Annotated in this window: 20 protein-coding genes; 11 read left to right on the top strand and 9 right to left on the bottom strand. The window is 53.2% G+C overall.

The features are described 5' to 3' along the window. Nucleotides 1–473: 473 nt before the first annotated feature. From OOF89_RS21555 to OOF89_RS21570, 4 genes are all read right to left on the bottom strand, one after another. Nucleotides 474–788, bottom strand: a complete 315-nt coding sequence (locus OOF89_RS21555; RefSeq protein WP_266081907.1) for a hypothetical protein — start codon at nucleotides 786–788, stop codon at nucleotides 474–476. 1,976 nt (nucleotides 789–2,764) lie between these two features. Then, nucleotides 2,765–3,967 (bottom strand): polysaccharide deacetylase family protein, encoded by a 1,203-nt coding sequence (locus OOF89_RS21560; protein ID WP_266081909.1) that lies wholly within the window; start codon nucleotides 3,965–3,967, stop codon nucleotides 2,765–2,767. Then, nucleotides 3,964–4,812: a hypothetical protein gene (locus OOF89_RS21565; RefSeq protein ID WP_266081911.1), complete on the bottom strand. Its 849-nt coding sequence runs from the start codon at nucleotides 4,810–4,812 to the stop codon at nucleotides 3,964–3,966. The genes OOF89_RS21560 and OOF89_RS21565 overlap by 4 nt, the downstream gene beginning before the upstream one ends. A 623-nt stretch (nucleotides 4,813–5,435) precedes the next feature. Next, entirely contained in the window at nucleotides 5,436–6,908 is a 1,473-nt protein-coding gene (locus OOF89_RS21570; RefSeq protein WP_266081913.1) for a flippase, read from the bottom strand. Nucleotides 6,909–7,372: 464 nt separating this feature from the next. On the opposite strand from OOF89_RS21570, the gene OOF89_RS21575 reads away from it, so the two are divergent. Both OOF89_RS21575 and OOF89_RS21580 read left to right on the top strand, forming a co-directional pair. Continuing rightward, nucleotides 7,373–8,278: a DUF7351 domain-containing protein gene (locus tag OOF89_RS21575; RefSeq protein ID WP_266081915.1), complete on the top strand. Its 906-nt coding sequence runs from the start codon at nucleotides 7,373–7,375 to the stop codon at nucleotides 8,276–8,278. A gap of 146 nt (nucleotides 8,279–8,424) precedes the next feature. Further along, on the top strand, nucleotides 8,425–9,642 hold the full coding sequence (locus OOF89_RS21580) for an MFS transporter (protein ID WP_266081917.1): 1,218 nt from the start codon (nucleotides 8,425–8,427) through the stop codon (nucleotides 9,640–9,642). Between the two features lie 47 nt (nucleotides 9,643–9,689). Here the strand turns inward: OOF89_RS21580 and OOF89_RS21585 are convergent, their stop codons facing one another. The 3 genes from OOF89_RS21585 to OOF89_RS21590 form a co-directional block, all read right to left on the bottom strand. Beyond that, entirely contained in the window at nucleotides 9,690–10,487 is a 798-nt protein-coding gene (locus tag OOF89_RS21585) for a hypothetical protein (protein WP_266081919.1), read from the bottom strand. A gap of 216 nt (nucleotides 10,488–10,703) precedes the next feature. Further along, on the bottom strand, nucleotides 10,704–10,925 hold the full coding sequence (locus OOF89_RS24690) for a winged helix-turn-helix transcriptional regulator (RefSeq protein WP_407661662.1): 222 nt from the start codon (nucleotides 10,923–10,925) through the stop codon (nucleotides 10,704–10,706). Nucleotides 10,926–10,992: 67 nt separating this feature from the next. Then, the gene (locus OOF89_RS21590) at nucleotides 10,993–11,433 is read right to left on the bottom strand and encodes a low molecular weight phosphatase family protein (RefSeq protein WP_266081921.1); all 441 of its coding nucleotides are present in this window, start codon (nucleotides 11,431–11,433) and stop codon (nucleotides 10,993–10,995) included. Nucleotides 11,434–11,728: 295 nt separating this feature from the next. Here OOF89_RS21590 and OOF89_RS21595 point away from each other — a divergent pair, with 295 nt between their 5' ends. The 7 genes from OOF89_RS21595 to OOF89_RS21620 all read left to right on the top strand — a co-directional run bounded on the left by OOF89_RS21595 (nucleotide 11,729) and on the right by OOF89_RS21620 (nucleotide 17,144). Next, nucleotides 11,729–12,121, top strand: coding sequence for an ArsR/SmtB family transcription factor (locus tag OOF89_RS21595; RefSeq protein ID WP_266081923.1), 393 nt, complete (start codon nucleotides 11,729–11,731; stop codon nucleotides 12,119–12,121). A gap of 140 nt (nucleotides 12,122–12,261) precedes the next feature. Further along, nucleotides 12,262–12,636 carry an ArsR/SmtB family transcription factor gene (locus OOF89_RS21600; protein WP_266081925.1) on the top strand — a complete coding sequence of 125 codons (375 nt, stop codon included), beginning with the start codon at nucleotides 12,262–12,264 and terminating at the stop codon, nucleotides 12,634–12,636. After that, complete coding sequence (locus tag OOF89_RS21605) at nucleotides 12,629–13,456, top strand: arsenite methyltransferase (RefSeq protein WP_266081927.1); 828 nt, start codon at nucleotides 12,629–12,631, stop codon at nucleotides 13,454–13,456. Before OOF89_RS21600 ends, OOF89_RS21605 begins: the two co-directional genes overlap by 8 nt. 24 nt (nucleotides 13,457–13,480) lie before the next feature. Further along, the gene (gene arsN2 / locus OOF89_RS21610) at nucleotides 13,481–13,930 is read left to right on the top strand and encodes an arsenic resistance N-acetyltransferase ArsN2 (RefSeq protein ID WP_266081929.1); all 450 of its coding nucleotides are present in this window, start codon (nucleotides 13,481–13,483) and stop codon (nucleotides 13,928–13,930) included. Nucleotides 13,931–14,665: 735 nt separating this feature from the next. Continuing rightward, on the top strand, nucleotides 14,666–14,866 hold the full coding sequence (locus tag OOF89_RS21615; RefSeq protein ID WP_266081930.1) for a DUF7835 family putative zinc beta-ribbon protein: 201 nt from the start codon (nucleotides 14,666–14,668) through the stop codon (nucleotides 14,864–14,866). Between the two features lie 16 nt (nucleotides 14,867–14,882). Beyond that, nucleotides 14,883–15,089, top strand: coding sequence for a DUF7563 family protein (locus tag OOF89_RS24840; protein WP_456071297.1), 207 nt, complete (start codon nucleotides 14,883–14,885; stop codon nucleotides 15,087–15,089). 387 nt (nucleotides 15,090–15,476) lie between these two features. Continuing rightward, nucleotides 15,477–17,144, top strand: coding sequence for an aldehyde ferredoxin oxidoreductase C-terminal domain-containing protein (locus OOF89_RS21620; RefSeq protein WP_266081931.1), 1,668 nt, complete (start codon nucleotides 15,477–15,479; stop codon nucleotides 17,142–17,144). Here OOF89_RS21620 and OOF89_RS21625 read toward each other — a convergent pair whose 3' ends face one another. Beyond that, on the bottom strand, nucleotides 17,145–17,423 hold the full coding sequence (locus tag OOF89_RS21625) for a ubiquitin-like small modifier protein 1 (protein ID WP_266081933.1): 279 nt from the start codon (nucleotides 17,421–17,423) through the stop codon (nucleotides 17,145–17,147). Nucleotides 17,424–17,507: 84 nt separating this feature from the next. Between OOF89_RS21625 and OOF89_RS21630 the strand changes: the two genes are divergently transcribed. Together OOF89_RS21630 and OOF89_RS21635 are read left to right on the top strand one after the other, a co-directional pair. Then, the gene (locus OOF89_RS21630; protein WP_266081935.1) at nucleotides 17,508–17,753 is read left to right on the top strand and encodes a MoaD/ThiS family protein; all 246 of its coding nucleotides are present in this window, start codon (nucleotides 17,508–17,510) and stop codon (nucleotides 17,751–17,753) included. A gap of 121 nt (nucleotides 17,754–17,874) precedes the next feature. Then, complete coding sequence (locus tag OOF89_RS21635) at nucleotides 17,875–20,655, top strand: PEP/pyruvate-binding domain-containing protein (RefSeq protein ID WP_266081937.1); 2,781 nt, start codon at nucleotides 17,875–17,877, stop codon at nucleotides 20,653–20,655. Between the two features lie 136 nt (nucleotides 20,656–20,791). Here the strand turns inward: OOF89_RS21635 and OOF89_RS21640 are convergent, their stop codons facing one another. Then, on the bottom strand, nucleotides 20,792–23,605 hold the full coding sequence (locus OOF89_RS21640) for a M14 family zinc carboxypeptidase (protein ID WP_266081939.1): 2,814 nt from the start codon (nucleotides 23,603–23,605) through the stop codon (nucleotides 20,792–20,794). Nucleotides 23,606–23,639 lie beyond the last annotated feature (34 nt).

The raw sequence follows: 23,639 nt of genomic DNA on the forward strand, positions 1-23,639 counted from the left end.
TATGGGATGTCCAACCAGACTCTATTTGGCGTCACATCCGTGGAACGTGCTATTAAACGGAAACCACTCAAAGTAGGCGCAGCAACCAACCCATTCGAAAGGATGCATCCGTAGACAATCGTCTTGCCATCGATGACGATCCACGATACATTTCAGGACGATACAGAATCGATAGCAAGCAAAGGGATGAACCACTCCTCTGTGAGCACATAGTTGCGAGCTTACGATGGCCCATTAGGACAGCCCTACTTTCGATGCAGATCGGGCTGAGATTCTATAACTAAGTTCCAGTTATGCGTTAGGTATGTTGACATGGAACAAAGACGATCCAAATTCCGACTGCGAGCATTCCTGTTCTTCCAATTACTCGCCTGGTTCGTGCTCATTACACTCGCCTGGATAATTGGGAGTTTGCTCTCCTAACGTGAGTACACTATTCCATTCGTAGCTCGCGCTCACCACCAATAACTGTGTTATCCTTCGCTACTGGGGATCAGCAGTCGGAGGTAGGAAAAACGCTCTCGATGATGGAGGTCCACAAACGGTTGAACGACGCTGACGAATAACCAACGGCCACGCTCGAGCGGTATAGTTTGTTGAGTAACTGATTCAGGGTCCAGAGTCGCCAGTTCGTCCGGCGTCCGATCAATCCAGAGCACGAGGGCTGGCGGGTCGTCGCCAACGATGAGGACCCGGTCGAGTTCGACGGTCGTTGAAGGGACGGCTACTGCTGTGGGGACGACCGGTAGTCCCGGTGTGTCAACATAGCAGGTAATTTCAAGCGACATGATGCCAGCTAGGTCGGGGGAGAATTAGCTTTTTTGACCAGACGTGGCAATGACCGACACTCATTCGTTCAAGGTCTGTCTGGTTGCCCTCGTCCTGTTCAGAATGGAGTCAACAGAATCCCACGCAATGGGTAAATATAGTAGCCGGGAATAGTGCTATCGAGTTTTTGAATCGACTGATCTCGGCAGTTTCGCTGGTTTTCGGCCGTTGGTTTTGCATGTTTGTAGTAAAGCGCGCAAATTTGACCAATTTCGATCACATCGTCAACGGCCTAGTGGTTACTGGCAGTCGCACCCTACGAGACAAGGAGACTTTACCGGTAGCAATAGGAATTCTGCTTCATTTCTTGCGATGGTATTCTGAGAGCCTCTGAGCTTCTTCTTGGATTTGGGCTATCTCACGGTCTCCTCCGGGATTGCTTCCTCCATGTGAGTATCGTACAGAAAAATCAAGGACAGAGGGGATGAATCGACTATTTTCCCCCTCTTCGTCATCGGCAGCACTATGTTGCTTAATGTGGGCAGTGAGCCGAGCCAGAAGACCACGGAACATAGCCTGACCTATACTTTCTGTAAATATAAACGTAATCGAGGGGATGCCGAAATCGAACGTTATAGAGCTGGTCAATACGCATCATGAACCGCGTACAGGTTGATTCGATGGTAACAGGAGTGATCCACTTCTGCTAATAATTTCAAACGACAGTAAACGTGACCTACGTACCGATGAAGAGCCCATCAATCAGCTGTATCGGCTCCTTCGACCCCTCAGCAATTGGCGAAGAGTCCCTAGTCGGTATTTTCGTTTCTAAGGTATGAAATCATCAAACAGGCCATTGAGAACAAAGCTTATGCCACTTGATATCTAATTAAAATTGTGACATATACGGATAGATCTCGCCGTGCAGTTCTCACTGGAGCAGCAGCGCTCGGAATATCTTCACTAAGCGGCTGTGCGAATCTTTCACTCGGTGCAACTGAAGGACCGACGTTCAGCCGCGGTTCGCATATGTCTCTCGATGAGCAGCCACTCACCAATACGTCTTCCTCGACTGATGCGGTGTCACTCCATGCGGCAGTGTTCACAGCAAAGCAGGACGTCCAACAATGAATTAACTGGAGTGCGCTTCCGGAGACAACGCGGCATCTGCTTCGGACAACCGACTATTCAACGCATTTCATCGCGACACTGATCGCCGATACGCAGCTGGTTTCGCCAACCACGAACACTAGTTGGTACCCCACCTCAAGCGTTGACGGTGATCAATTCGTCTTTCAGCTACCAGTGAAACAGTGGCCGACGCAAAAGGCGCTAAAAAGTCCGTCGCTGGTTGGCGGGTTCGAACAATGGAAGAGAGGCGATGGTACTGCTCCGTCTCGAGCAATTGTTGAATTAGAGTTCCTGGCACCAGATGAAGACAAAACGTGTGGTGAGTAACAATCTATTCAAATATTACAGCCCTGCATATTCGGTGGTGATTCCAGTGAGGACTCATTTTTGGACATTCGCGTCGCAAGACCCTGCATCACTCTCGTCTTGTGTTTCAACCACGATAGCAACCACGCTCTAGAGCGCATCGAAGAGAACCGTCTCACGGAGCATACCAGATACTTCGCGAGAACCCACCGTGAAGAATTGCCAGCTAGATTGAACGGGGATACATCCAAGGTAGTATCATCTACTAACCTCCACGAGTTCCTGTACGGTTCGAAAAACGGAGAATGAGAAACAGAGGGAGGGCCAAAGCGTCAGAGGGTCCTAAATGTCGTCAAGGTCGGCGGGGAAATCAATCAGCCACTCACCGGGCGACAATGAATCAAGGCCCAGAGCGTTGATTAACTCCGTCATGTGTCCGATCTGCTTTCGGCTCTCCGACCCCTTGTTGAGTAGATGTCGTGTTCATGTCAGAGGGAAGATAGCACTACTGAATGTGGTCATCAGAAGGATTGGGAGCTCCGAAGGGTCTCTCTGGTGCTTATTCGTTCAGGCGTCGTCTAAGCGCAGCTGCACTCCCAATACCGACAAGTGCTGCAATCCCTTCGAACCCAGGTTGATTCGTTTCCGTCGTTGTAGCTTGAGCGGTCGACCCATCGTCTTCGCCAGACGCGAAACTATCGTCTGGTTGTGTCTTATTGATGCCACCTCCACTACTGCTCGTCTGCGATATATCAGTGGTTGACGCTCTCGAAGAGTTGGTCAGTCCAAGGTCAGTAAGTGCATCGCGCAGTGTGACGATATCGATGTTTCGGTCTTTTGCCATCTGGATCGCCATTCGGATTCGGCTTGGCGGGAGCCGTTCTTGCCACCAACTGTGCCCTCCCAGAATGCCGAGTGTATCAGCGGTAGCTACTTTGTCAAGGAACGTTCCGAGCTCCGCCTCCGTCATTTCTCCTTGGCGGAACATCGCTCTCGAAAGGTGGGGTAGCTGGATCGTGTTCGCCTGATGGATTTGGGCTCGTCCACCGATTGCGAGCCCCCCGTTCGCAACCGCGGTGTAGTACTCTCCGGCGAGTTCCTGAGTTCGTTTCCCGTACCCTCCATACGGCATGACGATATTTGTGACCGTAACACCGTGTTGTTCGAGTTGCTGTCTCGACTCGCCAAGTGCATACCGTAGTATATCGTCGGTGTAGCGTTCAGTGACACCATCGCTGGCGGTAAACGCCTGCCCGACCGGTGAATCGAGTTTTACGAATTCCCCGTGATCATCGGAACCGTTCCCTGCAACCGTGACGGTCGTTGATTCGGATCCATCGCTGACGATGAGCGTATCGTCCGGAATCTTCCCATGAACATTCGTCTTCACGTAGAGTTTCTGATCAGCTGGGTCGATATCACGCGTAATCTCGATGTCCCCCAAGGCACGGTGCCGAGCTGAGTGAGACATGATTTCCCAGCCTGCGTCCTCGAGAGTTCGGAGCTGAGCGGCACTGAGCTTCTCGTTCTGCCCGACACTGGCCGCCGGAACGGCTGAACAGCCAGGAACGCCTTCTTTGCGGTGGGCTTTCTGATACGTGTGCGTGAAGTCCTTGATGGGACCGTCGTCGTAGGTGAATACGAGCTTGCCGTTCGTTTTGGCGGCCGTAGCAGGTGACCCAGCAACGAGTGTGGCACTGGCGACGGCCATGCCGTTCCGGAGAACTGCACGACGTGTCGTCATTGGCGTGTTTTTGCTCATTCGCGCTCACTCCGGGGAGTGCCGGTGCCCGCGAGCGTACGGAGCGCTTGGACAATACGCGTTTGCTCGGCGACGTGGCCACCTGTCTGTTGAATGGCGTGAACACCGCCCACCAGTGCTTTACCGGTTTCCGCGGCGAGGTCCCAGCTCGGTCGCTCGACGCGTTGGAAGTGAGATGTCGACCACCGACTGGGATGTGCAAGCAGATAGACAGCAGAACAGTCACCGGATTCGAGTGCACGAATTACGTCATCAGTTTCATGGATTGCACCGATACCAGGAACGGATGCATTCCAGTCTCGGCCAGTATCGGAGAAGTACACCCGATCATCGGACCCATCGGCAGCGGCCTCGATATCGTACGCTTTCCCAAGAAGGTCGTAATCGGCTGGCGTCCGGGCATCCTTCCACATATCCGTATTCAGATGGGGGGAAAGCGGACTCCCATGTGAACAGATAGTTTCGATACTAACGTGTTGGCGGAACGACTCGAGGTTGGCCGCGAACCGGGCGTGTGATCGGTTCACGTTGCCACGGGCTTTTGCCAAATCTTCGTAATGATATCCGACTTCGTGACCCTCTGTTTCCATCCGACTAGCGATGGAAGGTTCGAACGTACTCGTCCGGAAGTAGTACGTTGCATCGATGCCGAGTTCGGTTTCGAGTTCGGCCATTGCAACCGCATTCCCGACGCGTCGATCCACATCGTGGCGGAGCACGATCGACGGGGATTCGATGGAGTCCGCGGTGAAGTACTCCGCCACGGTGTAGAAGTTGTAATTCTGTTCGAGGGCCGTTTCTAACAGGTGCCTATAGTCCAGTAGGCTGAAGCCGGCTAATTGCATGAATATATTCCAAAATACATTGATGGCTTAATTGTTATGTGTCCTGTACTAACGAATTAAGTTTTCTCTACACACCAGATGCCATTTCTTGAGGCCGCAACTAACTGTATAGGTGCAGTCTTCTTTGCTCAATTTATTCTTTCAGGAGTCAAATATCTGATTTATCTATTTCTACGATCGCTCTGTCAATTCATTCAACCTGCCGCTAACTGTGGAGGGTTTCTGTTCCCTTCCGAATTAGGTTCAGCGCGATAGACCGAATTCGAGTCACTAGAGCACCGATTGTACGAAAACACGCACGATATCAAAGTGCCATTGTATTTCGTCATACTCCCTGAATATCCCCCGATAAGGAAATATTCAGATCCGCATCGAATGAGACGATCCCATCGTAGAGAACTGCGACCATAGTTCAGCTATCGAGACTGCTCGAAATCGGTATCTTAAGTTGGGCGGTAACGAACTCTACAGCGTCCCTAGCGCTTCACGGTATCGGTTGTCCGCAGATACACTGAGAATAGCTCTCGGATGCCGATCCGAAGTTTCAATTATGGATACAATGTGAACACATTGTATTTATAAATATCAGGGTAGTCCAACATCGCCCGATAAGTGGGAATGAATCAAGAGATAGCTGAAACTACGGTCCTGATATCGAGAAGACCACTCGCAGTTACCAATCCTCCCCAGACAGCCATCCCAAGCAAAATAACCCCTGTAAGCGAGGGAATCCCGGAGATGTACTGAGTGGCAATTACGACAGCGATACTCATCCCAACGGTAACCGCGCTGATAGTGCTAATCGGTTGTAGGAGGCGGCCGATGGAAAGTGACACCTCACAATGCATAATATAGAGATTCGCCAGCGTATAGATACTGAATGTAGCGACGGTGGCTATAGCGGCCCCTGCCACTCCAAACTCCGGAATGAGCAGCACATTCAACCCACAGTTGGCAATGGCCGTGGCCATTTTAGCAATCGCCCGTGAACGTGCTTGTCCGAGATAGTCGAGAGCGTCCGTCGTAATGCTGTTGAGGGCGCGTAAGACGATGTACGCACTGAAGATTTGGAGTACAGGAACGGCGCCGAGATACTCCTGGCCGAAAATTAAGCGAACGGCAGGTTCAGCAACAAGAATGATCCCGGTTGCAGCAGGCACATACAGGACGAGGGTATGTTGAAGTGTCGTTTCATACAGACGAGCTGCCTGCTCGAGTTGGTCGTTGGCCTTCTGTTTTCCATACGTCGGCGAGATAGAGAACCCGAGCGATCCCGCAGGAACAAGCATTGTCATCGAAATTTGTTTTGCTAAAGTGTAGTAGCCAACAGCGACCGGATTGAGGAAAAATCCGATAAGAAGCGTGTCAACTTTGTATGTGAGAACGTTTGCACTCCGAGTCGCTGTAAGTGGGATGCTGTATTCGAGGATTTTTCGGGGAAGTCCCGGTTCAGGAGACTCGGCTTTCTCGAATGCGGTGTAAAACCGCGTATACAGGATGAAGAAAGCAGTAGCCGCAGCAAGGGCCGCAGCGATTATATATCCCACTAGGACGCCGATTCCACCCAGTCCAAAACCAAGAACAAGGATGAGAGCAAAAATAACGCGACACACGTGTTGGACGGTTTGTGTGCTGGCGCTCCAGACAACGCGGTCGAACCCTTGGAAGAGAACGCTACTGAACGCCGTAAATGAATGGAAACCCATGTAGAGAATACCGAGCAGCAGGAAGGGTGTCAAGGCGGGGGTGTCGAAAAACGATGCGATATGGGTGTGCACCAAGAGAAAAATGAAACCAACGATAGTGAACAGAAGCAGTCGATATTTGAGCGCAGTTCGGAGAATATGCGGAATTTGTGTGGGATCCGTTTCCTTGAACTCGGTAACGTAGCGGGCAGCTGATTTTGCGAGACCCAAGTCACAGAACAATTGAAATACACCAAGAATAGCGAGTGCAAGAAAGAGTAGCCCATACTCTGCCGGTCGCAGAAGGAACTGTGTCAATAGAACCATCAACAATCCATTGGCGGCGATGCGCACGACACGCGCCGCGAATGTCATTTTCAAGCCGGTGTCGATATGATCTTTGAGCGTCATTTTATGAATTGGCGATATGACGATGCTTGCATCTGATCTCAGTACGGACTGCGACGCAAAGGCACGGAGATGTGAGTACCGGAACCCGCTGGAAGAGGCTCGAAATTTTACCTCTGCCGGGATGTGTCGCCCAAGTATTGAATGGGGGAGTAACCAAGTGAACAAAATGTGGAATCCAGCTATCGAAGGATAGCTGAGCGCTCGTTCGTTGCATCGTCTCGAGTAATATTGTAATTACTTTCCAGTTTGTTATGAGGTTCCTACGCTCTGGCTAGAATCAGGTTGCAACGATATTTCGACAACAGAAGAATAGAAATTATAGAATATGCAAAACCAAATGCGCAAAAATCGACACAATATTGTTGGGTCTCGCGATACATTGAGAGAGTCAGTCTCAACTTCTATTCAGTCTTGTGAGTTACAACGATAGATATTTTTCATTCAAAACACGAACGAGAAAGTCAATGGACGATTCGTCTGTCCCATCCAGAACCGAAGCCAAACGACTTGGCCCAGCCACGGCCTTCTCACTTCTTGGCGATCCATTACGATTGGACATCATTCGTGTGCTCTTCGAGGCTGGACGAAGCAATCCAGTTCCGTTCTCAGAGCTGTATGAAGCGGTCGATGTGGGTGACACTGGACGGTTCAATTACCACCGAGACAACCTCGTTCCCCACTACATCCGAAAGACTGACGACGGCTATCTGCTCACAGAGGTAGGCAAGCGGGTCGCCCGGGCAGTCAATGCTGGCGCCTACACTGAGTCGCCCGAACTGGAGGAATTCGATGTTCGAGGTGAGTGTTATGCGTGTGGCATTGCCAATCTGAAAGGCGAGTACGTCGGTGAGCGATTTCGAATTGACTGTCAGGGCTGCGGAAATCGAGTGTTGAATGTCGGCGTTCCGCCATCTATTGTCCGCAAGCGCGATCCTCGTAAATTCGTCAACGCATTCGAATATTGGGCTCGAGCACAGGTTGAACAAGCTTCCAACGGACTCTGCCCAGAGTGTGGCGGGTCAGTCGATCCCGGAGTTAGTACCGCTACTCGAGACACTTTTGATACCAAATATCAAGCCGTCTTTGACTGCGTTGTCTGTGACCGGCGCATCGTTACGAGCGTTGGTTCGCTAGCGTTCCAGCACGAGGCTATCGAGCAGTTCTTCCGCGATCGCAACGATGCGCTCACCGAGCGTCCGTATTGGGCGGTTAAACAGATAATGACTGATGAATACACTCAGCTCTGCACGGACAGCCTGGTCCGAATCCGCGTTACTTTCCGAGCTAGTGGTGACACCTGCCACATCGAGTTCGATGACAACCTGACCGTCGTAGACCTGACTGTTGAATCCAACGAGAATCGAGCGTAATCAGCGATCTAGTCGATCTTGGAGAGCGAGTCAACGGACTCACCGGTAGGTTTGACTCCAATTATTGGTGACTCCTTCTTATAATCTCTATTGCAAAAATTATTTTCTCAGAAACCTGATGTCCTGAATGCTCGAGTACCCATGCAATGCGTGATACAAGACGAACGCTCCTCCTCTATTACGTCTATCAAACAACGACATCAAACGGGTTCTGGATGCCATACGCCTACATCTACTTGCTTGAGCAGGGCCATAGCGAAACGGTGTTTGGACTCGCAAATGCAGCATTTCTCTTCACAATGGTCGCGATGGAGATTCCTGCGGGCTACATCGGTGATCGATATGGCCGCCGGACAAGTCTTGCTATCGGGAACGCGATCGCAACAGTGGTATTTGGTCTATATGCTTTCGCCGGGAAAGCATGGCAGGTCATAGGGCTATTCACGATTTGGGGTGCCGGATATGCCTTCCACTCAGCAACCGGAGAGGCGTGGCTCTATGACTTACTCGCTGGATCGAACGGGGAGAAATCAACGGCGGATTTCGCGCGCGACAGCGGCCGCAGCAAGACAGCCTCTTTGTTGACCTCTGCCTTCGGCGCACTAGCGGCAACTCCATTGTATTTGCTCAACCCCAAACTTCCGTTCCTAGCAAATGCGGTCCTTAGTGTAGTTGGAGTACCCCTCTTAGGACTACTACCAGCAACCCGTACTGACTTCGAGCCCAATTTTTCGGTTCGAAAGGCAGTCAAGACGCTTCGGATTCAAATAGGACGGCCAACAGTCCGCTGGTTGATTGTCTATATCTCTCTGTTCAACCTGCTGCTGTCAATGACTCGTTGGCTTGAACAGCCAGCATTGAAGCGTGCGGGCGTTCCGTTGATTTGGTTTGGGGCACTGTATGCGTCATTCCAGCTCGTTTCCACAGCGGGAACGTCGATGACGGGATGGATCCAAGAACACCTCGGCCCGCGGTGGTTCTTCCTGATGCTGGCTCCATTGGTTGGCACCGTCTACGGGCTGCTGGCGTTCGTTCCGGCGATGGTTTTCCCAGTCATCTATCTTCGTCGAGTGCTCTCTCGAGTAATGAGCCCAATCATGAACCAGTATCTCAATGATCAGCTGGACGGAGGCGGCCGTGCAACGGTACTGTCAGGCGCATCCATGGTACTAACCCTTACCAGTGGGATTGGTGCGGCCGTCTTCGGCCCCGTATCTGAGGCGATGGGGCCACTGTCGTTCCTACCGCGAGCCGGTATCGCTGTTGTCTCTGTCGCGGTACTTCTTTGGGCCGTTACGTCGCCAGTCCGGTCTCTTGAAGAGAATGACACAGATTCCGTCATAAAGGCTACTGTTGATGAGTGAATGAATCTGATAACCCATGCGTTGAGCACGCCAGGCGCAACTTCCACTCAAATCGTTCGTCCGATACGATACCCAACTAAGCCGAGTGGGATCCCATCGACGAAACCGATGAACATGACCGTGCCAATGGCGATAAGCGATGGACTAGCTTCCATTCCCATCTCAAGCGTGCTGAATCCTTGCGTAAACAATCGGATACCTACACTAACGCCGATACCACCAGCGATGGCCGCCGCAGGAGCTCCTCGGGCACGATAGCCGAGTATTGCGGCCACCACAAGTCCAGTAGCGGCAGGTACCGGTGAGAAAGCGACCGACGAGAGCATTGCGGACACCGGGAGTACCGTCCAAAGTACAGCAACCCCTAGCGCGATGAAACTCCAGACGAGCAGTGGACCGTATTGATTTCGATCGACACAAAAGTGTGAACGCACTGATTCGCCACCGGACGGTGAACTCCTGCCGAGAGCGTAACCAAGTGGCCCGACAACCAGCACTGCCACTCCAATAGTATACCATGCAGAACTCCGTACGGCGCGAATTGCTAGGTCAAGAGAGATAGGTTCGAGGATGGCAGTCGATGCAGTGTTAAGGGCAAAGACTGGGATGGCAGCTGCGAAAATCCCAACAAGTACGCCTCCCTTGTAACGGCCGACAGCGACCGCGAGGAAGAACCCAACAACTGCAGCGAGAAGTGAAAGTTCTGGACCAAGCAATATCGTTGGAGAGACGAATCGCAGGGTTACCGCCAATCCAGTGATCACGAGTCCAGCAACCAACGCTCGGACGCTCGTCCGAGGATTGTCGCCGAGAATGAGGGTTCGTGGGAGGGTCGACGTACTCATGGTTACATACACTGCATAAGCGACCTTAGTATTTCCTCAGACTAATCAATTGAGATTGTACATTAGAACCGAAGTTTTCACCAGTACGAATATAACCGACCGCTATACATTGAGAACAGCAATCTCAACTTCTGTTCGCGGTGGAAGATGAAACTACACCCAGTATAAATGATCCAAAATGCACGATTCCGGCTGATTCATCGATCTGCAACCATTTCAGACCGAAATATATTTCCAACTAGTTCGTAATCTAGTTTCCAGAATTTTCGGACCGTTTGAGCCAACGCTGTGGCTCATCCTCGGGCGTCTTGTAAGCTCCACCTGTTTTTCGATGACTCCACACGAGAGAAGCTTGTCGATACCTGCGTGGACGGTGCTTCGAGAGAGCAACGTCTTCTCATGCAGTTCTAACTGAGTCAGCCGTCCTTCTTGCTGCAAAATCAGATAAACGAGTTTGGCACTTGGTTCTTGCTAGCGACATATTGCTGCTCGATTCGTCCGCTACTCATTCAAGGTCGGCTTCAATCTCATCGAAGAGTGCAACCACTCGTTGTTCGATGTCGTCGCGGATCTCGCGGACTTGATCGAGGTCTTGTCCATCGGGGTCGGCAAGCGCCCAATCTCGAACATCGACATCTGCGGAGGTATCGAGTTCGAGCGTCGAACATCCCATCGTCGCGACGTAGTCGCAGGATTCGAGTTCATCAGTCGTGATGGCTTGTGGCGTCCGACCCGAGAGGTCAAACCCTTCTTCGTCCATGACTTCGACAACAATCTTGTGGACGTGAGCTGCAGGATGCGTCCCACCGGTCACGATTTCCACGGCGTTTTCAAGTCCACGTTGCTTACGCTCCCGCTCTGCAAACGCCGTCGACATTTGGCTTCGGCCGGCATTCTGTACGCACATAAACGCAACCGGGATAGTCTGAGTAGATGTTTGGCTCATCGATGATCAATTGAACAACTCTTCTATTAAAGTTTCGAAGTCTACGGCTATATTTGGGACAAATATGAACTGAGGAGACAGTCCTGATAATAATGCCACAGTACCTCACAATATATGGAGAGGGCAAGTTCAAACGGAGAAGGAGTCAATCTTGGAAAATTTGCAATGTAGTCTGGAGCCGATGTTACAGCAAATAACCAAAAGGGGAACGAACACACAAGAATTCGATTCAAAGACTCTCCACGGACTCTGGACTCCAGAACTCTTATTGAAGCGTTTGCTCAAATGTACGGTAATGGCGACCAACGACCGACTTCGACGCTATCTCACCGATGAGTTGGGCGAGTGCTGCGAGGAAGACGTCGAACAACGCGTCGACGAACTCGAAATTCTCGGTGCACAGACTGACGAGACGACACTCGAATCCGACGTCCGAGTTCTTTCTGCACTTGCTAATCAGACACGCTACAAGATCGTTCGGTTACTGCACGCGGCCGATGGTGAGCTCTGTGTCTGTGAGTTCTCACCGCTACTCGACGTCAGTGAGAGTGCCATCAGCCACGCACTGTCGGATTTGACGGAAGCGGGGCTGGTCACGAGACGCAAAGACGGAAAGTGGCGAATGTATCGAACAACGGGGCGTGCAACCGCCCTTCTCGTTGCACTCGACGGCACGAAGACAGCTTGACAGCAATCGTTGGATTTCCTCTTCTTCGCTCAAAATCGTAGTACGGAGTGAGAACTACTCGAGATTGCTCCTCAATAGTCGATTGGGCGTGCTCACCGCAACGATTATATGAACAACCGTACATATGAGAATGTGTTCAGATGAAAGGCAGACAATCAACACAATCGGTGTCCAACAGCCAGCAACCGATAGACGGAGACTGTTGTGCGACAGAGCAGCCCCTTTCGGAGAGCGACCTCCGAGACGACGTGACGCTTCTCTCGGCAACCGCGAACGACACCCGGTACGAAGCCCTCCGACTTATCGCCGCGAGCGATGATGGGATCTGTGTCTGCGAACTCGCACCCTCACTCGGGGTGAGCCAAAGCGCGGTCAGCCATGCACTTTCGCGCCTGCACACGGATGGACTGGTCACTCGGCGGAAGGAGGGCCGGTGGCGATATTACGAAACCACAGAGCCAGCAGTAACGCTTCTGAACGCACTCGATGCGATTCGACACGATACCCATGAGTGACACCACCAACTCCGAACGAGACGATGCAACGATCGTCGATGCCGAAACCCAACGACAAGCGGTGCGAGAACGATACGGAACCATCGCGACCGACGAATCTAGTTGCTGTGGTGATTCACTCTCGTGCTGTAATGATACCGAACTCGAGGGGCGAACGGAACAACTCGGATACACGGCCGACGACATCGATTCGATCGCTGACGGCGCCAATCTCGGGCTTGGCTGTGGGAATCCTAACGCTATCGCGTCACTCGAAGCAGGAGAGACGGTCCTCGATCTCGGCTCCGGTGGCGGATTCGATTGTTTCCTTGCCGCGGAAGAAGTCGGTGAGGAGGGTCTCGTGATTGGTGTCGATATGACCCCGGAGATGATCGAACGTGCCCGATCGAACGTCGACAAGAACGATGTGACCAATGCGGAGTTCCGTCTCGGTGAAATCGAACACCTGCCAGTAGCGGACGAGAGCGTCGACGTCATCATTTCGAACTGCGTAATCAACCTCTCACCGGACAAACCGCAGGTCTTCCGCGAAGCCTATCGCGCACTTCGTCCCGGTGGGCGTCTTGCGATTTCCGACGTCGTGATGACCGCACCGTTGCCCGCCGTCGCTCGAAACGACATCGAATCCCTTACGGGCTGTATCGCGGGTGCGGCGACGATCGAGTCGCTGCAAACGATGCTCGCGGATGCTGGGTTCGAAGAGGTACAGATCGAACTGAAAGAGGAGAGCGACGAGTTCATCCGAGAGTGGGACGACAGTCGCGATTTGAGTGACTACGTCGTGTCAGCAGCGATTGAAGGTCGAAAACCCCTGCAGTGAACGAACGATTTCGATAAGACCACTATGAGCCAAAACGAACGTGGGCGACTACTCCCGGCGACTGAAGACCGACTGGACTACATTCGTCGACTCCTCGAGGAGCAAGATCTACCCACAGACGATATCGAAGCACAGCAAGACTCCCTTTTCGTATATACTGTTGATTCCACCCAAGTCGGTGTTGGTGGTCTCGAATGTTATGAGTCGGTCGCGTTGCTTCGCTCCGTAGCAATTGAATCGTCAAAGCAAGGCGAGGGGTATGGTCACTCATTGTGTCATCAGTTGTTCGAACAGGCGGCTACTTCTAGTGTAACCGAACTCTATCTCCTCACAACGACTGCCGACGAATTTTTCGCTGATCTTGGCTTTCGCGAAATTCAACGGGAAGACACACCGTCAGCGATTCAGCAAACGGCCGAATTTCAAGACCTCTGCCCTACAGCGGCAACATGCATGCTGAAACAGCTTCCCTGAATTCTTCCGTGCTTTCCACGTCTGGTAGTACTTGTCCACTGTCACCATTCATTTCGTCGTGTCGGGTGTCGTGCTCGTCAAACGACATTGCAGAATTGGTACTCGTAAGCCATCGGTTTTCGAATACGGACGCTTCTATCGAGCGCCCCCGCATCCCTTGGAGACCGAAAACTCCAGGAGAGTCGTTTGATACAGGATATCTGTATCTCTTAAGGCACTACTTTCGACTCTGTCACACCGTGTGATTTAATATAAGATTGAGAATAGGCCGTATTTTTTATTGCGTTGAGTCAGAGAGGACAGATAAGATGGCACTCCCAGGTATAGTACGGCAGTGGCTCTCAATAAATGAAAATGTTATTCGCGAGTGACGCCACTGCGGGGCGTCACTCGAGACAACCGAACAGCTATGCCCCACCTGTGGATCAACTGAAGCTGTAGAATTCGATGTCTCCTAACTCCGGTTTAACGTAGGTGGGTGCAGATGTGGTTCCCAAAACCAGTCGTGGTTGCATGTCAAAACACTACCATCAAACAAAATCAATAATACATGTTCTGATACAGCTTGGTCGAGGATTCTGTTGGATAGTAGCGGTCATAGATGAGAACCTTGCACATGCAACGAACAGACCGACTGATCGGCGGTAACTAACACCTAGTAGAGAGGGTGGAAACCGCTTCGATAGTATTCCGAGATCGCTGAAGCATCCAAATCCTCCAGAATGAACGATTACAATGTCTGTACCACAGTTTAACACCGACGAAATGGTTGAACAGTGTGAAAATTGTGCGGCAAAGACACACCACAATGTGTCGGTCGAACTCGTCACAGAAAGTAACAAAACGGAGAACGCTGCGTTCTCACGGGAACCGTACCGAATAACAGAATGCACGCGGTGTGGAGCTAAAACCCGCCAGCGGATGAACGACGCCTGAAAACGTTTTTTCAACCATGCATCAGCCACAACGAGCGATCCAAGGGAACGCCGGTCATAATGAGCGTCGATGTCGGAGCTGTGGTTCGTTTGTAACGCCGGAATTCACCCGTGTTTTCGGGAACAACGACGACGAGGTGTTCGGCTGTCTCGATTGTATGTCGGCAACAGCAGTGCGGAACGGGAACGCCCGCACCCAAACCACAGATAAGTCTCTCAAGTAACGACCGTGAAACGGTTCGTAAACATGCGCGGTGTGACGACGATCCATTCGCTTTTGTGTCTCACCCTACGTTGCCTGACCCCCTCAGTAGTGATCGTTAGACGGAATGTCCCATAATTGCTCGTCGGCATTAAGCACGTGGCTGAGGTATTCACGATTGCGAATCGCATCGCCAAATTCGGTGTATAAAGAGGGCGACGGACCACGATACGCACCGAGGTTGCTAACCCATTTCTGTATCTACCGATCCAAACGAATTGCTAGGAAATTTTATATCTCTTCCCACACAGGTCGTACGAAGGGCCACCCGATAGCAGAGGAGATCGCGATTGTCTGAAGTCGGTGCTGAACCATGACTTTTTATCATCGAAGTTCGTTATCACTCGTAATGCTTCATGCGAAAGGATCCCTCCTCACCATCGACGTAAGCGATCGATCTACATCGACAACCAATATCGAAGATGTCCTCGCACAGTTCATGGGCGGTCGAGGAGTTGCAACAATACTCGCTCACGATCGCATTCCGTTTGACGCTGAGCCGCTTGGACCGAAAAATCGTGCATACATTTCGGCTGGTCCGCTCCAGCAGTCGCAGATGAGTTTCACCGGTCGGATGAATATGACTGGACTGTCACCACTGACCGATGGATTACTGTCTACCAACGCGGGCGGCTATCTCTCGCGGAATTTTGTCGGATCTGGCCACAGTGTTGTCGAGATAACCGGTGCGAGCGATAAGCTACTCGCGATTCATATCACTGACGAGGGCGTTGAGTTCGAGGAAGTACCCGATCTCGCACAAGCGACCGTTCCTGAAGTCACCGACGCGATGAACGAGCGTCACGAACTTGAGAGTGAAAATCTTGTCACTATTGGCCCTGCCGGTGAGAATCTTGTCCGGTTCGCCTGTCCGATAACCTACAACACCAGAGCCTTCGGCCGCGGCGGTCTCGGTGCCGTTCTCGGTTCGAAAAACGTAAAGACAGTATCTTTCCGAGGCGATTCAACACCCCCTGTCGAGATCGATGAAGACGTCCAGTCGGAGCTTCACAAAGAGGCCGCAACCACCGATGACATGATGAAGCGACAGGGAACGACCGCAGGAACGGAGTTCATCAACGACAACTTCTCATTGCCGACGCGGTACTTCTCCGAGCAGTCCTTTGAACACGTCGAGGAGATCGGTGGAAATGCTGTTGAGGAAAAAAAGTTCACGAAGGAAGCCTGCTCGGTTTGTGCTTTCGCCTGTAAACTACCAACTAGGGACGAGGAACGCGACATCGAAACCGAGGGCCCAGAATTCGAAACGGTGTTCTCGTTCGGGTCGAACTGCGGTATTGGCGCCATCGTCGACGTGATGCAGTCCAATAAGCTATGCGACATCTACGGGATGGATACTATCTCGTGTGGCAATAGTGTCGCTGCGTACCTCGCGGCACACGATGAATTCGGCAACGCCGAACGTGTTCATGAACTGGTCGAAAAGATTGCCTACCGGAATGATGAAGGAGATTTACTCGCAGAAGGCGTCAATCGGGCCCACGATGAGCTTGATGTGAAAAACTTCACCGTAAAAGGCATGGAGTTTGCAGCCCACGATGGTCGTGCAATCCACGGACAGGGTCTCTCGTACGCTGTCGCGAATCGCGGGGCCGACCATATGTACTCGACGATGCTCGGTCTCGAGTACGATGGTGAGATCAACCCTGACGGAACTGCCGGCAAGGCCGAAGTCCTCATCGAACAAGAGAACCATCACGCAATTCGTGACAGTGGAATTTTTTGTGCGTTCTCAGGTGACTACTTCACTGAAGAACAAAAGGAGACCATTCTTCGGGCCGATTATGAGGAGTTGCTCACGGTGGGGTCGCGGGTGATTGAACTCGAACGACACTTCAACAATCAACGCGGCATAGATGCAGACGAAGACCGTCTTCCCTACGAATTGCCGGATCTACAGGAATCGATCCAGGAGTACTACGAGCTACGAGGTTGGAACGACGATGGCACCGTCCCTGAGAGCAACGTTGATGGCTTTGTGACCGCAGACGACTGATTACCCGCCCTGAATCGATGGGGTGACACGAATTTCGTCATTTGCTTCTAGTTCCGTGTCGGGCCCATCTTGGTAGGTCACATGCGTGCCGTTTCGAGTGATCGTCATCGAGTCCCGTATCTCCTCGTCTTCGAATAGCAATTTTTCGAGACCAGGATGGTCCGTAGCGATCGTCGTGAGAAGACTTTCAACGGTCGTTTCTGGGGTAACATTGTATTCGACGGTCTTCTCACCGACTACCTCCCGAAGCGGCCCGAAGAAGTGACACCGTACATGCATCGGGCCAAGGTTAGTTTTGCGAGCACTTGTATACCACCAATGGGCTTTCCGAACAAACATGAGGTCTCCACTCAAAGCCCAGTCATGCAGATCGAAGTCCGTACATACGGAACAGCGCGATTCGTACTGGGTGATAAACAACTCACCATATGTATTGACGACGGAGCAACCATTGAAGACGTGCTAGCAGACTTGACGGAGGACTCTGATATCGACCCGAATGACCTCGTTGTTATGAAGAATGGTATTCATGCCCAACAGCTAAGCAGCGAGGCAACACCGCTTGAAGATGGCGACCAGCTTGTCCTGGCAGATACGATCGACGAATAATACTCTCCGTTTCCATCAGGGACGTCTCCGCTTTTCCCATTATAACCCGTCGATGTGGGCTGTAATCGTATGTCTAGATCGTTATGGTCGCTCGATGCCTATCAATTCAATAGTAATTACAATGCCAGAGTATTCGAACGCGAGCGTCGTGCGATGGTTCGAGGACTTGGACACCGACGATATCGGGGTTGCTGGCGGCAAGGGGGCGAACTTGGCCGCACTGTCACGGGCGGGCTTTCCTGTCCCTCCCGGCTTCATCGTTACGACTGTTGCATACCGCGAGCTCATCGATTCACCGCAGATTTGCGAGACGATCGGTCGGCTAGACGAACTCGATTCGGCCACCACCGACACACTCACCGCGATTGCGTCTGACCTTCGATCGGCTATTATGAATCGCAGCTTCAGTGTATCCACCGAAACAGCGCTTACCGATGCGATGGCAACGTTCGAGAATACTGATTCTTTTGCCGTCCGGTCGAGTGCTACGTCCGAGGACCTCCCAAGCGCGTCGTTCGCCGGTCAGCATGAGACGTTCCTCGGCGTACAGGCAGATGCTGTCCTCGACCGCGTTCGCGAGTGTATGGCCAGTCTCTTTACTGACCGTGCGGTTGCCTACCGGGCGCGCAATGACATCACCCATGCTGACACGGAGATGGCCGTCGTCGTCCAACCGATGGTCGATGCGACAGCCGCAGGCGTCCTCTTCACCGCAGATCCGACGACCGGAAATCGTCACCTCTCGTCGGTCGATGCGAGTTTTGGTCTTGGAGAGAGTATCGTCGCCGGTGATGTCACGCCCGATCATGCTCTAGTGGACACCCGCACCGACGAGGTCCGAGAATACGCCGTTGGCACGAAAGCGGTTGCTGTCGAGTTACAAGGAGACAGCACTGTTGGCGATGAGACGGAAAACAATGGACCCAACGAGACACACCCCACCAAGAGGGGTGGAACTGTTCGGGTCGAACTTCCATCTGCCCGCCGAGAAATGCGTGTGCTCACCGATGACCAACTTCGCACCCTTGTCGGGCTAGGGGAGCGGGCAGAATCATTACTTGGAACACCACAGGACGTTGAATGGGCGCTTGTAAACGGCCAGTTCGTCCTGTTGCAGTCCCGCCCCATTACGTCCCTGTTCCCACGACCATCGCCGGCACCCGACGACGGCAACCTTCATGTCTACATCAGCATGGGCCACATGCAAGCAATGCCGGAAGCGATGCCGCCGCTCGTCCAAGACGTTTGGCAAACCTACACTGGAAACGCACTGTCTGCCATGGGTCTTGGTGACTCCCTCGGTAACCCGACGGTTACGGCCGGGGGACGGGTCTTTATCGATGTTACCCCTTTCTTACGCCGTCCCAACCTGCGCGCTTGGCTGATCGAGCGAATCGCCGCGATAAACGAACCAATCTCCGCCAGTCTCGACGATATTGTATCACAACGGCCTGAAGAATTCGAATCCCGTGGCATAACCGTCGGCGCCCTCCCGGGGTACATCGTGACCACCGGACGATTGGCTTGGCTGATCACCCCCGCGATCCCGCGCATCGTTCAGAACATCCTCGGTGCGCTAGCTGGCCGTGGGGGCCCTCTCGACGAGGAGTCGTTGGCTGGTATTGGCGAACTGTTCACTGGACAGGCCACAGCCGCTCGGTCTCCCGAAGCTCGTGCGCGGGCCGTGTTCGAGACCATCGACATCAGGCGGATCCTTCGTGAAGTCTATCCGCAAATCAGCCCATTGTTTCTTGCATTCGCGCTTGGTGGCTGGCTCAAACGAACCTTCCCTAACCAGCCAGCCGACGTAAACGCGATTGGTCGAGGTTTCGAACGCGATGTCGTCACTCGCATCAATCTCGGTCTCGGAGATCTCGCTGACATTGCACGGGGCCATCCACCAGTCGCCAATGCTATCCGCGATGGTGCCACCCTCGCAGAACTCGAGGACGTAACGGGAAGCAAGACCTTTTGTGACGCGTTTGATGCCTTCCTCGATGAATTTGGTCACCGCGGAACCGGGGAAATCGACCTCAGTAGGCCTCGTTGGCGAGAGAACCCGTCCATGCTCCTTGCAGTCATCCGGGCAAACCTCGCGGATGAATCTGCAGGCGACCATCGCAAACGTATCCGGCGCCTTGTAGATAACGCCGAGACGGCCGCAGGGCGTCTCGAGGCACATGCAGATCACGGTTTGTCCGGGCCATTTCGCCGCCGCTACGTTCGCTGGCTCATCCGCACTTACCGTGATACAGTTTATCTCCGAGAATATCCCAAACAGGAGGCTGCCCGGGCGTTCACCGCGTGGCGAATGGCGCTACTGGACGCTGGGAAACTGCTCGTCGCTACGAACCATCTTGATCGCCCGGACGATGTCTGGTATCTCTACCGGGACGAATTGTTCGATGCACTTGATGGCAAGCCAATCGAGGTCGATATCGTCACTCGCCGACGAGAACACGAGCACAATGTCAACTTGGATGCTCCCCCCGTTTTGACAAGTGAAGGTGAATCCGTTCGTGGGCAGGCGGAAAAGAAGACGGTCTCCGATGGAACACTCGTCGGGACAGGTGTCTCGGCAGGCATCGTTGAGGGAGTCGCCCGCGTTATTCGTGATCCAAAGGTTGCGACGGTTGAACACGGCGAGATACTTGTTGCCCCATCGACCGACCCCGGGTGGACGCCCCTCTTTTTGAACGCCGCCGGGCTGGTTTCTGAAGTTGGTGGCTCGGTCAGCCATGGAGCGCTTGTCGCTCGTGAATACGGCTTGCCAGCAGTCGTTTCCGTGCTTGAAGCGACGAAGAAGATTCAAACTGGTCAATATATTCGTATTGATGGCACACAGGGTACTGTCGAACTACTCGATGCACAGCCGACAATCGACGATGGGGGAGTCTATTGAACAGCCCACCTCCGATTCGAGGACCCTCGACTAGTTTCAATCTTGCGTCCAAAGCTCTTGACACTCCATCACTTACTCATGACAGCCGTCATGCTATCTTCGAATAAAACAAGTTGAATGGTACCCACCGGCTGTCTTATCGGAGCTCGCCCCAGGTACCGACGAGTTCGCCGTTTACATACCGGCGCTGCTCGAAGCCAAGCGCGTTGCAAATGAGGGAGTGTCCCATGAACGACAGAGTGTAATCGGCCATGCCAAAAGGATGGAGTTCCCGCTGGTTTGCCGGCGGCAAGACAGAACCAATCACGTTGATTTCTGCATCGCCGGCAGACAACATACCGGCGCCGACGTCACCGTCTTCCCCGAGGATGCCAGCGACAGTGCCGCCGGCGTCTGTGAAGGCATCACTGTCGACGGTCCAGACTGGCGAATCATCACCCGTCGTATATCCGAGCTGAGATATTTTCCAGATTTCCTGCTGGATTGGTCTGACGTCCGTCAGTAGCGGGTGGTCGAGATCTCGATTCGTGAGGTTTGGGAAGTTCGTCGTCCCGTGTTCGATGTCGTCAGACTCGATCGCCGCGGCTTGGCCGACATCGAGACGCCCGAGAAGGTTCATCCCAGCGTCGGTGAGTACGAGGTTACCGCCGGCTTCGACAAAGTCCTCGATAGCCGAGACATACCGTTGATCGTCGACGCCGTCATCGTGAGCGATGACGAGGTTGTCGTACCGGCGCTTGCCGGAGTTGCCTCGCATTAAGCGGCCAATCCGCACGTCGTGGACGCGCAGGCCTTTGATCGTCCCCTCTTCGAGAAATGGCTCGAGATCCTCGAAGAACTGCATCGGGTTGACGACGTATTCGCGCTGAGAGTAGCCGAGAACCTCTTCGGGGTTTGGATATTCGTCCTCCGTCTCGAGGAGAACCATCTCGACGTCGATGTCGGCATCACCATCATACTCGATCGACCAGTCGCCGTTATCCGGATCAGGGACATAGAAGTGACTCAGACCATCAGCAATCGGGCCGGCAAGATCGATTTCACGGACAGTTTGACCGCCGGGGTTGACCAGCTTGACGACACCTTCGTCGATGCCGTGGGCATCGAACTGTACCGCTAGTGAGTGCGTACTGCGATCCGACGATGCACTCGCACTCCCGCCCGGACCCGGGTGAACGGTCTCATGACGGCGTTGAACCCGGGTAGCACGGGGATTGCTCTTACCGTTGCCGTTGCCCTTGCCGGGGGTCTCGTCAGTATATGGGAGATCTGCCGATCGACGTGTCAGGACATCAGAGCCGACGTAGGCGGTGTTTTGTCCACCAGTCGCTACGGTTGCGTTGGTCTCCGCGGCAGTCATCTCGGCGTACTCGCGCATCGAGATACGGTAGGCCATTTCGAGGCGGCGTTCGATGAACGGCTTGAAATCATAGCCGTCTCGGAGCACCAGCTCGGGTGCAACCGTCACGGCACCGAGGCCACCGAACTCCTCGGGCTGTCCTGCCCAGCCAAGCAACCCGCCGGTGATCTGGTAACTCAGCGAATCGTAGATCGTCCCATAGTCCAACAATCGTTCCGGGACATATCCCTCGATGCCGTGGATAGCTTCACTGGCGCGAGACGTGTCGTTAGCGATTGACTCAGGGCTCTCCCAGTGATCCGTCATTCCGTCACCAATTCGGATATTGACCTCATCCAAGTTGTGGGTCCCGTTGTGGTCGTAGGGCGCATTGGACTCGAGGTTCAATACCATAGAATCCGACAGATCCATCATGTGATAGTCACAAAGGTACTCGACGTTGTCGTATCCCCGCAAGTGTTCGACGACCGCCAACGCATCCGGAACCATGTCCTCGTATCCCCGACCTTGCGGGTCGTCAGGACGGACTTCGGGAGTATTTTCGGGCTCGGCGGGCCAGTATCCAGGATACACCCATCCCATTGTCGGGTACTGCCGGTTGGTGTCCCCGACGGCTGCGTTACCCCGATCATATCGGAACCGCTCCGTGCCGCCCCACCACGTCTCAAATTCGTACTGTGGCTTCCGGGCGACCCAGCCGTCCGGGTTGATAAAGACGAATACGATGACGATGTCGTCGAGAACGTCCTCGAAGTCGTCAGCGACGCCCTTCGTAGCTTCCTCGATAATACGTGTGCCGGCCACGCGACCTGCAGGTTCGTCGCCGTGGATGCTAAGTGAGAAGACGACCTTGTCTTTCTCGGCAAATGACGCCTCGTCTTGAATATCTTTTGTCACTTCCGCAACGTAGACGTCTTTCGGGTCGGAATCTTCGTTCGTGTACAGGTTCTCCCACCCCGGACTGTGGCCGATAGCGTGCACTCGGAGCCGATCCGAGTACTCCGTAGCCAAATAATGGAGTCCTTGGTCCAGTTCGCTGTGGGAAACGAAATCGCGTGCATCCTCTACCTTTGGGAAAACACGGTCATTGTAGGCATCGCCGAGCTTCCAAAATGGGTTTGATCCCGGTGAGAAGTCGACATACTCGATGCCGCCGAGTTCGAGAGCATCCGTGAGCTCGGCGGTGGTGAGATAGGCGTGGGCTGCAGGTGTTGGCTTCTCGCGAGTCACAACTTTCGGGGGCAATTCGTCTTCCTCGATGTCCCAGTTCGGCTCACCATACTCGTCGTAGAACGCATTGAGGGAATCCGTATCCTCGAACTCGATGACCAGCGTTACTTGGTGGCCATCGGGTGCGGCGTTAATGGCAAACTCTGCGAGGTCAGTCATCGCGCCGTCGGTGACCTCAGCCGATACCGCACTCGGCACGGTGAGCGCGGCACCGGTCGCAGCCGCGACGCTCAGAAACGTACGACGGCCGATCGAGCAGTCGTCGAACGCGGTCTTCTCGAGTTCCACTGCATCATCGACAGTGTATCGATCCGTTTCGTCGTGAGATTCAGGTAGTTTGTGCTGTCGGTCGTTGCTCATAGTCAATAATTGTGTGGAATTAAATCCCACACAA

Source organism: Haladaptatus caseinilyticus (genome assembly GCF_026248685.1).
Lineage (GTDB): Archaea > Halobacteriota > Halobacteria > Halobacteriales > Haladaptataceae > Haladaptatus > Haladaptatus caseinilyticus.

What these genes read in the sequence shown, in the direction of transcription:
- OOF89_RS21635 (WP_266081937.1), top strand. Translation starts at nt 17,875, where the DNA reads ATGCCAGAGTATTCGAACGCGAGCGTCGTGCGATGGTTCGAGGACTTG.
- OOF89_RS21560 (WP_266081909.1), bottom strand. Translation starts at nt 3,967, where the DNA reads ATGAGCAAAAACACGCCAATGACGACACGTCGTGCAGTTCTCCGGAAC.
- OOF89_RS21570 (WP_266081913.1), bottom strand. Translation starts at nt 6,908, where the DNA reads ATGACGCTCAAAGATCATATCGACACCGGCTTGAAAATGACATTCGCG.
- arsN2 (WP_266081929.1), top strand. Translation starts at nt 13,481, where the DNA reads ATGAGCCAAAACGAACGTGGGCGACTACTCCCGGCGACTGAAGACCGA.
- OOF89_RS21620 (WP_266081931.1), top strand. Translation starts at nt 15,477, where the DNA reads ATGCTTCATGCGAAAGGATCCCTCCTCACCATCGACGTAAGCGATCGA.
- OOF89_RS21625 (WP_266081933.1), bottom strand. Translation starts at nt 17,423, where the DNA reads ATGCATGTACGGTGTCACTTCTTCGGGCCGCTTCGGGAGGTAGTCGGT.
- OOF89_RS21590 (WP_266081921.1), bottom strand. Translation starts at nt 11,433, where the DNA reads ATGAGCCAAACATCTACTCAGACTATCCCGGTTGCGTTTATGTGCGTA.
- OOF89_RS21640 (WP_266081939.1), bottom strand. Translation starts at nt 23,605, where the DNA reads ATGAGCAACGACCGACAGCACAAACTACCTGAATCTCACGACGAAACG.
- OOF89_RS21585 (WP_266081919.1), bottom strand. Translation starts at nt 10,487, where the DNA reads ATGAGTACGTCGACCCTCCCACGAACCCTCATTCTCGGCGACAATCCT.
- OOF89_RS21605 (WP_266081927.1), top strand. Translation starts at nt 12,629, where the DNA reads ATGAGTGACACCACCAACTCCGAACGAGACGATGCAACGATCGTCGAT.
- OOF89_RS21555 (WP_266081907.1), bottom strand. Translation starts at nt 788, where the DNA reads ATGTCGCTTGAAATTACCTGCTATGTTGACACACCGGGACTACCGGTC.
- OOF89_RS21630 (WP_266081935.1), top strand. Translation starts at nt 17,508, where the DNA reads ATGCAGATCGAAGTCCGTACATACGGAACAGCGCGATTCGTACTGGGT.
- OOF89_RS21580 (WP_266081917.1), top strand. Translation starts at nt 8,425, where the DNA reads ATGCGTGATACAAGACGAACGCTCCTCCTCTATTACGTCTATCAAACA.
- OOF89_RS21615 (WP_266081930.1), top strand. Translation starts at nt 14,666, where the DNA reads ATGTCTGTACCACAGTTTAACACCGACGAAATGGTTGAACAGTGTGAA.
- OOF89_RS21595 (WP_266081923.1), top strand. Translation starts at nt 11,729, where the DNA reads ATGGCGACCAACGACCGACTTCGACGCTATCTCACCGATGAGTTGGGC.
- OOF89_RS24840 (WP_456071297.1), top strand. Translation starts at nt 14,883, where the DNA reads ATGCATCAGCCACAACGAGCGATCCAAGGGAACGCCGGTCATAATGAG.
- OOF89_RS21575 (WP_266081915.1), top strand. Translation starts at nt 7,373, where the DNA reads ATGGACGATTCGTCTGTCCCATCCAGAACCGAAGCCAAACGACTTGGC.
- OOF89_RS21600 (WP_266081925.1), top strand. Translation starts at nt 12,262, where the DNA reads ATGAAAGGCAGACAATCAACACAATCGGTGTCCAACAGCCAGCAACCG.
- OOF89_RS21565 (WP_266081911.1), bottom strand. Translation starts at nt 4,812, where the DNA reads ATGCAATTAGCCGGCTTCAGCCTACTGGACTATAGGCACCTGTTAGAA.